We start from the raw sequence: 12,736 nt of genomic DNA on the forward strand, positions 1-12,736 counted from the left end.
TTAATCGTTGGTGTAGATGGTTGGGACAGAATGATATCTTTGAAAAAAGAAAAAGCTCTTGAGAAATCTCGAGAGCAAATAAAAAAGCTGAGACAAAACTCGGGGATTTTCCTGGAGCAGTCCAGGTGGCAGCACCTCTACCTGAAGCGAATGCATCGCAACCTTTGAATGACTTGTCACCAAATCAAACTCGATCTCAGCCTTTACTTAATTCTATCATCTATGAGGCTAAGAAGTCAATCTATAAGTATAACGATGTAGAAATAGCAAGATGGAGTGGAGTGCTTACTAAAAGGCAAAGACAAGCACTTAATTTAAGAGTAAGCAAAAAGAGAGGACCAATGGTAGTCAGGGGTCTTTACAGCTCAAAGCTGAAGGCAGTCCCACACCCGTACCAGAAGTTGGTACCTTTGAACGCTCTGTTACCAGTCGCTCTACGTTATCCTCTCAATATTTATATTTTACTATAACTTACTGAGGGAATCAACTTTAAAAGCATCAAAAAGCTCCTGACCGAAGTCAAGAGCTGTCGAACACTGGGGGCGAATTGTTCAATCGCAATTCCAGTTCTTTAGAAACCAAAGTTTCAGGGATAGCACCGCAACCCGAAGAGTCAACGACTCAACCTGATTTTCCTACCAGTGTTGAATTACATTTTAACATTGATAGACCAACATAGTCAACAGTTTATATAAAAATAGGAATACCAAAAGTAGGATTAAGAATGTTTAGTTTGTTTGAATTTGCGATAGGGTTGGCCTCTTGGTGTTTATAGTCTTTGTAGCCTGTGTCTAAGGGGGAATGCTCTGTTTGTATATCTGGGACACCGCAAAAAAAATTCCTTTGGAAGCTTGCTTTTGTGACGCTCTATTCAATTTTTATCCTCCTTGTAACCTATGTCGTTTGGTTTGTATTTTACTTTGGATTAAATGCTTAGATGCCCTGCTCATGCTGGGGCTTTTTGTTTGGGGGCAAAGAAAATTCCCATGTGCCAGCTTTTGTAGTATAATAGTAAGCAGACAAAAAGATAGGAATGTGTTATGAAAGTATTAGCTTTTGATACGTCCAGCAAGGCTCTTTCTCTCGCTATTTTAGAGGACAAGCAGGTTCTTGCCGAGACGACGATTAATATTAAGAAAAATCACAGTATTACCCTCATGCCTGCCATCGATTTTTTGATGGCAAGTGTGAACTGGACGCCCAAGGATTTGGATAGAATCGTTGTGGCGGAAGGGCCAGGTAGCTACACAGGCTTGCGAATCGCGGTAGCCACTGCCAAGATCTTAGCTCACACTCTGAATATCGAGTTAGTTGGTATGTCTAGCCTCTTGGCTCTGGTGCCATACCAACAAGAAGGCTTGTTCGTCTCTTTGATGGATGCTCGTCGCAACAATGTTTATGCAGGATTTTATGAAAATGCCAAACCTGTCATGCCAGAAGCGCACCTGCCTTTTGAGCGAGTGATTGAGTTAATCAAGGGCGCTAGTCAGGTAACCTTTGTCGGAGAAGTTGGCCCCTTTGTGGAGCAGATTCAAGAACACTTGCCAAGGACTAATTTCAAAGAAACCTTGCCTAATGCAGCCAATCTTGCTCTTTTGGCTTGGGACAAGGAAGCAGACTCCTTGCACGACTTTGTGCCTAACTACCTCAAACGAGTCGAGGCTGAGGAAAACTGGCTCAAGAACCATACCGAGTCTGGTGAGTCCTACATTAAGCGCCTATGATAGAAATCAAACGAACTCAACAGCAACCTGATCTGGCTCAAGCCATCTACGCTGTTATGATAGCTGTTTACCCAGTCAGTCCTTGGACGCTGGAACAAATTCAAGCAGACCTGTCCCAAGATCAGACTTGGTATGCTCTGGCTTATGATGGGGCAGAAGTGATTGGCTTTCTAGCTGTGCAGGAGAATCTTTTTGAGGCAGAAGTCCTGCAAATCGCTGTCAAACAAACCTATCAGGGTCAGGGAATTGCATCAGCCTTGTTTGCTCAATTGCCGACAGACAAGGAGATTTTCCTCGAAGTCAGAAAGTCAAATCACCGAGCACAAGCATTTTACAAGAAAGAAAAGATGGCAGTCATCGCTGAGCGAAAGGCCTACTACCATGACCCAGTCGAGGATGCCATTATCATGAAGAGAGAAATAGATGAAGGATAGATATATTTTAGCATTTGAGACATCCTGTGATGAGACCAGTGTCGCCGTCTTGAAAAACGACGATGAGCTCTTGTCTAATGTCATTGCTAGTCAAATTGAGAGCCACAAACGTTTTGGGGGCGTAGTGCCAGAAGTAGCCAGTCGTCACCATGTCGAGGTCATTACAGCCTGCATCGAGGAGGCGTTGGCAGAAGCAGGGATTACCGAAGACGATGTAACAGCTGTGGCGGTTACCTATGGACCTGGCTTGGTGGGAGCTTTACTAGTTGGTTTATCAGCTGCTAAGGCCTTTGCTTGGGCACATGGACTTCCGCTGATTCCCGTTAACCACATGGCTGGTCACCTTATGGCAGCTCAGAGCGTGGAGCCTTTGGAGTTTCCCTTGCTAGCCCTCTTGGTCAGCGGTGGACACACAGAGTTGGTTTATGTTTCGGAGGCTGGTGACTACAAGATTGTTGGGGAAACGCGAGATGACGCGGTTGGTGAGGCCTATGATAAGGTCGGCCGTGTCATGGGCTTGACCTATCCTGCCGGTCGTGAGATTGACGAGCTGGCTCATCAGGGGCAGGATATTTATGACTTTCCTCGTGCCATGATTAAGGAAGATAATCTGGAGTTTTCATTCTCAGGTTTGAAATCTGCCTTTATCAATCTTCACCATAATGCCGAGCAAAAGGGAGAAAGTCTGTCTACAGAGGACTTGTGTGCATCCTTCCAAGCAGCTGTCCTGGATATTCTCATGGCAAAAACTAAGAAGGCTTTGGAGAAATACCCTGTTAAAACTCTAGTCGTGGCAGGTGGTGTGGCAGCCAATAAAGGTCTCAGAGAACGCCTAGCAACCGAAATCGCAGATGTCAAGGTCATCATTCCACCTCTGCGCCTCTGCGGAGACAATGCAGGTATGATTGCCTATGCCAGCGTCAGCGAATGGAACAAAGAAAACTTTGCAAGCTTGGACCTCAATGCCAAACCAAGTCTCGCTTTTGATACCATGGAATAAAGAGTCAGCTTAGGGCTGGCTTTTTTGCTCTCTTAAATGTCAGAATATTTTGACAAATAATTGTGAATAATGATATACTATATAAAAAATAGGAGGTGGTGAGATGATTGAGAGAATGGAGTTGGGAGAATTTTACAAGGAATTACGTTTGGCGAGAAAGCTCAAGCAGTCAGATGTGGCTTGTGCTGGTCTAACAGCCTCTCAGTTGTCCAAGTTTGAACTAGGGCAGTCTATGCTATCTGCGGATAAGTTGATCCTAGCCATCCAAGGGATCAATATGAATTTTGATGAGTTTGGTCATAAGCTAAACAATTATCAAGAATCCCTACATATGCAGATTGGTAGAAAGGTTGTGGATCGCTTTGCCCACCAAGATATAGCTGGTTTAGAGCAACTGTTGGAGGAAGTCGAGCAAGAACAGATGGCAGAGACCTATCGTCGTTTGAATGCCATTGTAATTAAAAACGCACTCCATTCCTTAAATAAGAACTATCCATTAGTAAAAGAAGATAGCGAGTTTTTGACTATCTATCTCTATGCTATTGAGTCTTGGACCTGGTTTGAACTCTATCTCTTTTGCAATACCATGCCCTTCTTGAGCAATCAAGATTTGATATTTTTATCGACCGCTTTAATTGAGAAATCTAGGGAATTTAAAGAGTTGGTACATAATCGATTGTATATGAAAAGTGGATTTCTGAATATTATATCAGAACTCATGGAGCGTAAACTTTTCTCTTATATCCCAATTTTTGAAGCTGAGCTAGAGAGCATGCTTCGTCCATACGATGTTTTTGAAAAAGTATTGTGGCAGTTTTTAAAGAAAATGAAGATTTTCCTTCAAACCAAAGGAAGCAATCAAAAAGAGATTGAAAGATTTATCCAATCTCTGCAAGTATTAGAAAATCCACAATTGCTAGCCCTCTTCGAATTGCGTTTGAAGCAATACAAAGAACTTATTGAGTAGTCAACAATTGCAAATCTGAAATTTCTATAAGAAAAAATATCAAATATGCGATTTTCTAAAATAAGCTAATTTTCGTGTTATACTATCCTTGTAAAGCACTTCAAGCAGATCCTAAGTCGCAGAAGTGGTTTATAGATGGGAATTCGTACAGTATATGTTTAATTATGAGCATACTGTAAATGGCTGGACTAAAAGTGAAACTTGGCGTCCTAGATAAAATGAGGTAAACGATGGAAAAACAAAGTCAGTTACAAATGTTAATTCATTCCCTATACAATAATAAAGAAATTAGCTTGACGGAAGAATTTAGGAAGCAATTGCTGGAAACAGCAAAACAGTTCTCTAGTACTAATGAAGATTTGTTAGCTGTACGTCTTTCTTTTGCCGTCTCTAAAGAATTGTTGAGCTTTAAAGGTGAACCGCCGACAGAGTTGTTGGATTTAGCAAAATTTGTCCAAAAGAAAGAAGCTAAATACAAGCAGGGAATAGTGTGGTCTGGTATTTTTAAGATATGATTTATTATAAAATACGGCATGAACATCATATAATGGATGAATCTGAATATGAGCAAGGCTTGGAGTTCAATATTAAACCAAGTCTTGTTTTCTATACACTGGAACTTTAAAAGGAGTTGTGATGAAAGTATTTCTTCAAAATAGAAATTTTAGGCAATTAACCATCAACCAGTGGATTTCAACGGTTGGGGATACGATTTTTTATCTGGCCTTTTTGAATTATGTGGCAGATGCATCTTTTGCCCCTTTGGCGATTTTACTGATCACGATTTCAGAAACCCTTCCTCAAGTTCTGCAAATCTTTCTGGGAGTTTTGGCGGATTTTCAACATCATCGTGTCCTAAAATATACAATGATTAGTTTTGCAAAATTTTTGCTTTACTCTATCGTTTCTTTATCACTTTCAGGGCAGTCCTTTTCCTTGTTATTAGTAGCATTTATTTGTCTGATTAACCTCTTATCTGACACATTGAGTTATTTTTCAGGCGCCATGCTCACTCCGATTTTCATTAGAATTATTGGGCAAGACCATCTGGCAGAAGCTATTGGATTTAAACAGTCAACTGTTAGTTTAGTGAAAACAATCAGTAATATTCTAGGAGGAGTCTTACTAGGTATTCTATCTATCCAGTCTATTTCCTTACTGAATGCTCTGACCTTTTTAATCGCATTTTTAGGTATTCTTTTCATAAAAACAGACCTCTTGAAAGTAGAAAAAACGATTAGCTATCAAGAAGGACTCTCTGTAAAATCCTTTTGCCAGCATCTGCTCCAATCATCAAAATTGATATGGAATATGAATAAGGTGCTCTTGGTTTTGTTTATTATCTCTATTAGTCAAGCAGTGATAAATGTTACAGTTCCTGTTTCTACTCTGTTTTTGAGGAATCAGCCCTTTTTGAATTTACAAACAGGTCAATCTCTTGCCTTGTTATCCACCCTTGAATTGTCAGCCCTTATTGTCGGAAGCCTTGTGAGTGGCTATCTGAAGAATACAATCTCCATAAAACTAGCCCTATATGCCTCGCTTATTATCCAATTACTCCTTTTAGTTGGCTTTGTGGCAGTTCGTTTTGACTGGATTCTTATCTTTAGTGCCTTGGATGCCTTTTTCGCAGGTATCCTCTCTCCTCGATTACAGGAACTCATTTTTAAACAAATACCTGAGGAGTCAATGGGAGCAGTTCAATCCTCTATCGGTGCCATTACAGTTGTTTTACCTAGCTTATTTACAATAGCTTTGGTAACCATTGCTACTAGCTTTGGAACTCTGGCAGTTAGCTTTGTTTTATTGCTATTTCTTCTAGCTGCCTTTATCATACTCTTGAATATCCGTGAAAACATTTAGCGAAGAATGTGTATATTATATGTTTGAGACTGGATTCCAGTCTGTTTATGATGGCTACAATCAGCAGACTGTTAAATTTTTGAGAAAGTTGCTTGACATTTCAGACCAATCGGTTTATAATTAAAAAATGTAGAGATAAATACATGAGAAAAGAAGAAAAAACAAGACTACGAAGAGAGAAAATCATTACCGCTGCTTTGTTTGAATTTGCTACAAAAGGCTATCAAGGTTTTGTCATCAATGAACTTTGTAAAGTGGATGGTATTTCCAAAGGAGTTTTGTATCATAATTTTTCAGGGAAATCAGACCTCTATCTAACTTGTTTTCAGGATATGAACATCAATTATCACAGGTTTTGGATATGATGATTTATGGAATACTAGAGGAAGATTCCTCTAAAAAAGGAGAAAAATAATGTCGAAAATTTGGAAATGGTTGTTACTAATTGCGGGTATTTTTGCAGTTTTTGTAGGTTTTAATATGTTTGCACATCCTCTTATTAGCTTGGCTTCCATGACTTTCTGGTTTGCACTTGTATTTGCAGTTCAAGGGATTTCTGAGATTGTACAATACTTCAAATCAGAAGAAAAGCATGGCTGGAATTTATTTGGAGGAATTGTTACCCTCATCCTCGCTCTTACCTTGTTCTCAGGTAGCTTTATTGAAATGGTAACATTTGTACCATTTATCATTTCTTTATGGGCCTTGACAAATGGTATTACAAAAACTATCGTTGGTTTCAAGGTTCGTAAGACGGATAAATCGGTAGGTACCCCTCTAGTTTGGATGGGGATTTTAGGAATCGTAGCAGGTTTAATCATGATGGGACACCCATTGATGACCGGTCTCTATATTAGTTACACCATTGCCTTTGTCTTTATTTATCAAGGTATTGTGGCAATTGTTCAATTCTTCAAGATTAAATAAGAATAAAATGGAGTCTGTCTGATTACAATCAGCAGACTTTTTTCTCTTTCCTGAATGTGTTATAATAGTCCATGCTATGGCTGGAGCCTTTTCAGCCTACTTATACTCTTCGAAAATCTCTTCAAACTGCGTCAGCTTCTATCTGCAACCTCAAAACAATGTTTTGAGCAACCTGTGGCCAGCTTTCTAGTTTGCTCTTTGATTTTCATTGAGTATTATTAAGACAATATGAGGAGAAAGATGAAAGAAAAAGGATTTTGGGAGGGGGCGCAGGCGGCCATGCCAACGGCCCTTGGTTATGTCAGTATTGGCTTGGCCTGTGGGATTATTGGTGCGCCCTATGTGACACCTGTTGAGATGGGCTTGATGAGCCTCTTTGTTTATGCTGGGAGTGCCCAGTTTGCCATGTTGGCACTGATTGCGGTTCAAGCACCTGTGGCAGCTATTGCTATGACGGTCTTTTTGATTAATTTGCGTCTCTTTTTGTTGAGTTTGCATGCGTCAACTTATTTCCGTCATACCAGTCTCTGGCAAAATATCGGTATGTCTAGTCTCTTGACGGATGAGACTTATGGCGTTTTGATGGGCGAGTTAGCCCATACAGACAAGGTCAATCCTATGTGGATGCACGGAAACAATCTCAACAGCTATGTGGCTTGGTTTGTGGGAACAGTTGTCGGAACGGCTCTGGGTGGTCTGCTGCCAAATCCAGAAATCTTTGGCTTGGATTTTGCCCTGGTTGGGATGTTCATCGGCATTTTTGCTTCGCAATTCCAGATTATGCAAAGACGGATTCCTGTCCGCAATCTGCTCATTATCCTAGCAGTTGTTGCGGTGTCCTTCTTTTTACTCTTAACAGTGGTGTCTCAGTCGCTAGCTGTTCTGTTTGCGACGCTACTTGGTTGTACAATGGGGGTGGTTTTAGATGGTCAGTAAGTATCTTTTATTAGCAGTTATTTTCTCTGGCTTAGTGACTTGGATTCCCCGTATGATTCCCTTCATCTTGGTCAAGTATAAGGGCTTGCCTGCAATCGTTGAGCGTTTTTTGAAATTTTTGCCCGTTTCCATTATCTTTGCCTTGATTCTTTCAAGCGTAGTGACAGGTAAGGTTGGGAGCCTTCCTCAAATTAAATGGCTAGACTTCTTAGCCGTCTTTCCAACAGCTTGGGTAGCCTTTCGCTACCGCAATCTAGTCGGAACAGTTCTCTTTGGAGTGGTCTTAATTGCAGTCTTGCGTTTGATCTTTTAATACTCTTCGAAAATCAAATTCAAACCACGTCAGCGTCGCCTTACCGTACTCAAGTACAGCTTGCGGCTAGCTTCCTAGTTTGCTCTTTGATTTTCATTGAGTATAAATTAGCCATAAACAAAACCTATCACAGAGATAGATATCATATAATGGCGTAAATGCTCTTTTTCTGTTAAGATTATAAGGTATTCTATTTTGGAGGAAATGACATGAAAAAAATCGTTAAATACTCATCTCTTGCTGCCTTAGGCCTTGTTGCTGCAGGTGTGCTAGCAGCTTGCTCAGGTGGTGCAAAAAAAGAAGGGGAAGCAGCTAGCAAGAAAGAAATTATTGTTGCAACCAATGCTTCACCAAAACCATTCAACTATGAAGAAAATGGTGAATTGACTGGTTACGAAATTGAAGTGGTTCGTGCTATCTTTAAAGACTCTGACAAGTATGATGTCAAGTTTGAGAAGACTGAGTGGTCAGGAGTCTTTGCAGGACTTGATGCTGACCGTTACCAAATGGCTGTTAACAACATCAGCTACACTAAAGAACGTGCTGAAAAATACCTTTACGCAGCCCCAACTGCTAAAAACCCTAACGTTCTTGTAGTGAAGAAGGATGACTCTAGCATCAAATCGCTTGATGATATCGGTGGAAAATCAACAGAAGTTGTTCAAGGGACAACATCAGCTAAACAGTTGGAAGACTATAACAAACAACACTCAGATAATCCAACTGTCCTTAACTATACTAGAGCTGACTTCCAACAAATCATGGGACGCTTGAGCGATGGCCAGTTTGACTACAAGATTTTTGATAAAATCGGTGTTGAGACAGTTATCAAGAACCAAGGATTGGACAACTTGAAAGTTATCGAACTTCCAAGCGATCAACAACCTTACGTTTACCCACTTCTTGCCAAAGGTCAAGATGAGTTGAAAACATTTGTAGACAAACGTATCCAAGAACTCTACAAAGATGGCACTCTTGAAAAATTGTCTAAACAATTCTTCGGAGACACTTATCTACCAGCAGAAGCTGATATTAAATAATTTCTTGAGATCATCCATTCTGAGTAAGATGGGTGATTTCTCAATTTTTAGGGATATAGTTTTAAACTATATATCTGACTACATAATAACAATTTGTGGAATCAAACAAATTGTGAGATACTAGTACGGTATTATTTTTAAGGAGAAAGAATCATGAAAATCAAAAAATGGCTTGGTGTAGCAGCCCTTGCTACAGTCGCAGGTTTGGCTCTTGCAGCTTGCGGAAACTCAGAAAAGAAAGCAGACAATGCAACAACTATCAAAATCGCAACTGTTAACCGTAGCGGTTCTGAAGAAAAACGTTGGGACAAAATCCAAGAATTGGTTAAAAAAGACGGTATCACTTTGGAATTTACAGAGTTCACAGACTACTCACAACCAAACAAGGCAACTGCTGATGGCGAAGTAGACTTGAACGCTTTCCAACACTACAACTTCTTGAACAACTGGAACAAAGAAAACGGAAAAGACCTTGTAGCGATTGCTGATACTTACATCTCTCCAATCCGCCTTTACTCAGGTTTGAATGGAAGTGAAAACAAGTACACTAAAGTAGAAGATATCCCAGCAAACGGAGAAATCGCTGTACCAAACGATGCTACAAATGAAAGTCGTGCACTTTACTTGCTTCAATCAGCTGGCTTGATTAAATTGGATGTTTCTGGAACTGCTCTTGCAACAGTTGCTAACATCAAAGAAAATCCAAAGAACTTGAAAATCACTGAATTGGATGCTAGCCAAACAGCTCGTTCATTGTCATCAGTTGACGCTGCCGTTGTAAACAATACCTTCGTTACAGAAGCAAAATTGGACTACAAGAAAGCACTTTTCAAAGAACAAGCTGATGAAAATTCAAAACAATGGTACAACATCATCGTTGCGAAAAAAGATTGGGAAACATCACCAAAAGCTGATGCTATCAAGAAAGTGATCGCAGCTTACCACACAGATGACGTGAAAAAAGTTATCGAAGAAACATCAGACGGTTTGGATCAACCAGTTTGGTAATAAGAAACAGGGAGGTGGGAGAGAAAATTCCACCTCTTGCTTTTGTATAGAGCATGGATTGTCAGGAAGAGTAGTTCATAGAAAGGTAGAGAGAATATGGTTTTTCCTAGCGAACAAGAACAGATTGAAAAATTTGAAAAGGATCATGTGGCCCAGCATTATTTTGAGGTTTTGCGTACCTTGATTTCTAAGAAGTCAGTCTTTGCCCAGCAGGTTGGACTTAAGGAAGTTGCCAACTATCTGGGTGAGATTTTCAAGCGTGTGGGGGCTGAAGTGGAGATTGATGAGACTTATACGGCGCCTTTTGTTATGGCACATTTCAAGAGTTCGCGTCCAGATGCCAAGACCCTAATTTTCTATAACCACTATGACACTGTGCCAGCGGACGGGGATCAGGTCTGGACAGAGGATCCCTTTACGCTTTCGGTGCGCAATGGCTTCATGTATGGGCGTGGGGTTGATGATGATAAGGGGCATATCACAGCTCGTTTGAGTGCTTTGAGAAAATACATGCAGCACCACGATGACCTGCCTGTCAACATCAGTTTTATCATGGAGGGAGCGGAGGAATCGGCTTCGACAGACCTGGATAAGTATCTGGAAAAACATGCGGATAAACTCCGTGGTGCAGATTTGTTGGTCTGGGAACAAGGGACCAAGAATGCCTTGGAGCAGTTAGAAATTTCTGGTGGAAATAAAGGAATTGTGACCTTTGATGCCAAGGTAAAAAGTGCGGATGTGGATATCCACTCTAGTTATGGAGGAGTTGTGGAATCAGCTCCTTGGTACCTCCTTCAAGCCCTACAGTCCCTTCGTGCCGCAGATGGCCGTATCTTGGTTGAAGGTTTGTACGAAGAAGTACAAGAGCCGAATGAACGAGAATTAGCCTTGGTGGATGCCTATGCTCAACGCAATCCTGGGGAAATCAGCCAGATTTATGGCTTGGAATTGCCTCTCTTACAAGAGGACCGTGTAGCCTTTCTAAAACGTTTCTTTTTTGAGCCAGCTCTTAATATCGAAGGGATTCAGTCAGGTTATCAAGGACAAGGAGTCAAAACGATTTTACCAGCAGAAGCTAGTGCTAAGCTAGAGGTTCGTTTGGTTCCTGGCCTAGAACCGCATGATGTTCTGGAAAAAATTCGGAAACAGCTAGACAAAAATGGCTTTGATAAGGTAGAATTATACTATACCTTGGGAGAGATGAGCTATCGAAGCGATATGAGCGCACCAGCCATTCTCAATGTGATCGAGTTGGCCAAGAAATTCTATCCACAGGGCGTATCAGTCTTGCCAACAACTGCAGGTACAGGTCCTATGCATACGGTTTTTGATGCTTTAGAAGTACCTATGGTTGCCTTTGGTCTAGGAAATGCCAATAGCCGAGACCACGGTGGAGATGAAAACGTACGAATCGCCGATTACTACACCCATATTGAATTAGTAGAGGAGCTGATTAGAAGCTATGAGTAGAGATATTATCAAGTTAGATCAGATCGATGTGACTTTTCATCAAAAGAAGAGAACCATCACAGCGGTCAAGGATGTGACTATTCACATCCAAGAAGGGGATATCTACGGAATCGTTGGATATTCTGGAGCAGGGAAATCAACCCTTGTACGGGTAATTAACCTTTTGCAAAAGCCATCTGCAGGCAAAATTACCATTGACGACGATGTGATTTTTGATGGTAAGGTGACCTTGACGGCAGAGCAGTTGCGTCGTAAACGTCAAGATATTGGAATGATTTTCCAGCACTTTAACCTCATGAGCCAAAAGACAGCAGAGGAAAATGTAGCCTTTGCCCTCAAACACTCTGGACTTAGCAAGGAAGAAAAGAAGGCTAAAGTAGCTAAGTTGTTGGACTTGGTTGGCTTGGCAGACCGTGCTGAAAACTACCCTTCACAACTATCTGGAGGGCAAAAACAGCGTGTGGCCATTGCGCGTGCCTTGGCAAATGATCCAAAAATCTTGATTTCAGACGAGTCAACTTCTGCCCTTGACCCTAAGACAACCAAGCAGATTTTGGCCTTGTTGCAAGATTTGAACCAAAAATTAGGCTTAACTATTGTCTTGATTACGCATGAAATGCAGATTGTCAAAGACATTGCCAACCGTGTGGCAGTTATGCAGGATGGGCATTTGATTGAAGAGGGTAGTGTTCTTGAAATCTTCTCAGACCCTAAACAACCTTTGACCCAAGACTTTATCTCAACAGCTACAGGTATTGACGAAGCCATGGTCAAAATCGAGAAGCAAGAAATCGTAGAACACTTGTCTGAAAACAGTCTCTTGGTGCAACTCAAGTATGCAGGTGCTTCAACAGACGAGCCACTTTTGAATGAATTGTATAAGCATTATCAAGTAACGGCTAATATCCTCTATGGGAATATCGAAATCCTCGATGGAACTCCTGTTGGAGAATTAGTTGTGGTCTTGTCAGGTGAAAAAGCAGCTTTGGCAGGCGCCCAAGAAGCCATTCGTCAAGCAGGCGTACAACTAAAAGTATTGAAGGGAGGACAGTAA

14 protein-coding genes and 1 pseudogene are annotated in these 12,736 nt (G+C 41.0%); all 15 read left to right on the forward strand.

Features of this window, described 5'->3' with window-relative positions; genetic code table 11:
* The first annotated feature begins 724 nt into the window (after positions 1-724).
* The 15 genes and pseudogenes from D8855_RS10980 to D8855_RS00700 all read left to right on the forward strand — a co-directional run bounded on the left by D8855_RS10980 (position 725) and on the right by D8855_RS00700 (position 12,736).
* Positions 725-937: pseudogene (locus D8855_RS10980) on the forward strand (hypothetical protein).
* A gap of 103 nt (positions 938-1,040) precedes the next feature.
* Positions 1,041-1,724 carry a tRNA (adenosine(37)-N6)-threonylcarbamoyltransferase complex dimerization subunit type 1 TsaB gene (gene tsaB / locus D8855_RS00630; RefSeq protein ID WP_125415527.1) on the forward strand — a complete coding sequence of 228 codons (684 nt, stop codon included), beginning with the start codon at positions 1,041-1,043 and terminating at the stop codon, positions 1,722-1,724.
* Positions 1,721-2,158: a ribosomal protein S18-alanine N-acetyltransferase gene (gene rimI, locus D8855_RS00635; RefSeq protein ID WP_125415529.1), complete on the forward strand. Its 438-nt coding sequence runs from the start codon at positions 1,721-1,723 to the stop codon at positions 2,156-2,158. The genes tsaB and rimI overlap by 4 nt, the downstream gene beginning before the upstream one ends.
* Positions 2,148-3,158: a tRNA (adenosine(37)-N6)-threonylcarbamoyltransferase complex transferase subunit TsaD gene (gene tsaD / locus D8855_RS00640; protein ID WP_020901820.1), complete on the forward strand. Its 1,011-nt coding sequence runs from the start codon at positions 2,148-2,150 to the stop codon at positions 3,156-3,158. The genes rimI and tsaD overlap by 11 nt, the downstream gene beginning before the upstream one ends.
* Positions 3,159-3,261: 103 nt before the next feature.
* Entirely contained in the window at positions 3,262-4,125 is an 864-nt protein-coding gene (locus tag D8855_RS00645; protein ID WP_020901821.1) for an Rgg/GadR/MutR family transcriptional regulator, read from the forward strand.
* Between the two features lie 230 nt (positions 4,126-4,355).
* The gene (locus tag D8855_RS00650; protein WP_004254985.1) at positions 4,356-4,640 is read left to right on the forward strand and encodes a bacteriocin immunity protein; all 285 of its coding nucleotides are present in this window, start codon (positions 4,356-4,358) and stop codon (positions 4,638-4,640) included.
* 121 nt (positions 4,641-4,761) lie between these two features.
* Positions 4,762-5,988, forward strand: a complete 1,227-nt coding sequence (locus D8855_RS00655; RefSeq protein ID WP_004254988.1) for an MFS transporter — start codon at positions 4,762-4,764, stop codon at positions 5,986-5,988.
* Between the two features lie 143 nt (positions 5,989-6,131).
* Entirely contained in the window at positions 6,132-6,353 is a 222-nt protein-coding gene (locus D8855_RS00660; RefSeq protein WP_185757546.1) for a TetR/AcrR family transcriptional regulator, read from the forward strand.
* A gap of 49 nt (positions 6,354-6,402) precedes the next feature.
* Positions 6,403-6,915 carry an HdeD family acid-resistance protein gene (locus D8855_RS00665; RefSeq protein ID WP_000036821.1) on the forward strand — a complete coding sequence of 171 codons (513 nt, stop codon included), beginning with the start codon at positions 6,403-6,405 and terminating at the stop codon, positions 6,913-6,915.
* Positions 6,916-7,155: 240 nt separating this feature from the next.
* The gene (locus tag D8855_RS00670; RefSeq protein WP_000659743.1) at positions 7,156-7,851 is read left to right on the forward strand and encodes an AzlC family ABC transporter permease; all 696 of its coding nucleotides are present in this window, start codon (positions 7,156-7,158) and stop codon (positions 7,849-7,851) included.
* Positions 7,841-8,164, forward strand: coding sequence for an AzlD domain-containing protein (locus D8855_RS00675; RefSeq protein WP_125415531.1), 324 nt, complete (start codon positions 7,841-7,843; stop codon positions 8,162-8,164). Before D8855_RS00670 ends, D8855_RS00675 begins: the two co-directional genes overlap by 11 nt.
* Before the next feature lie 209 nt (positions 8,165-8,373).
* Positions 8,374-9,204, forward strand: coding sequence for an amino acid ABC transporter substrate-binding protein (locus D8855_RS00685; protein ID WP_020901826.1), 831 nt, complete (start codon positions 8,374-8,376; stop codon positions 9,202-9,204).
* Between the two features lie 153 nt (positions 9,205-9,357).
* Positions 9,358-10,212: a MetQ/NlpA family ABC transporter substrate-binding protein gene (locus tag D8855_RS00690; RefSeq protein WP_125415533.1), complete on the forward strand. Its 855-nt coding sequence runs from the start codon at positions 9,358-9,360 to the stop codon at positions 10,210-10,212.
* Between the two features lie 96 nt (positions 10,213-10,308).
* Complete coding sequence (locus D8855_RS00695) at positions 10,309-11,682, forward strand: M20 family metallopeptidase (protein WP_033678570.1); 1,374 nt, start codon at positions 10,309-10,311, stop codon at positions 11,680-11,682.
* Positions 11,675-12,736 (forward strand): methionine ABC transporter ATP-binding protein, encoded by a 1,062-nt coding sequence (locus D8855_RS00700; RefSeq protein ID WP_045612391.1) that lies wholly within the window; start codon positions 11,675-11,677, stop codon positions 12,734-12,736. The genes D8855_RS00695 and D8855_RS00700 overlap by 8 nt, the downstream gene beginning before the upstream one ends.

It is taken from the genome of Streptococcus mitis, from assembly GCF_003942685.1.
GTDB lineage: Bacteria > Bacillota > Bacilli > Lactobacillales > Streptococcaceae > Streptococcus > Streptococcus mitis_CD.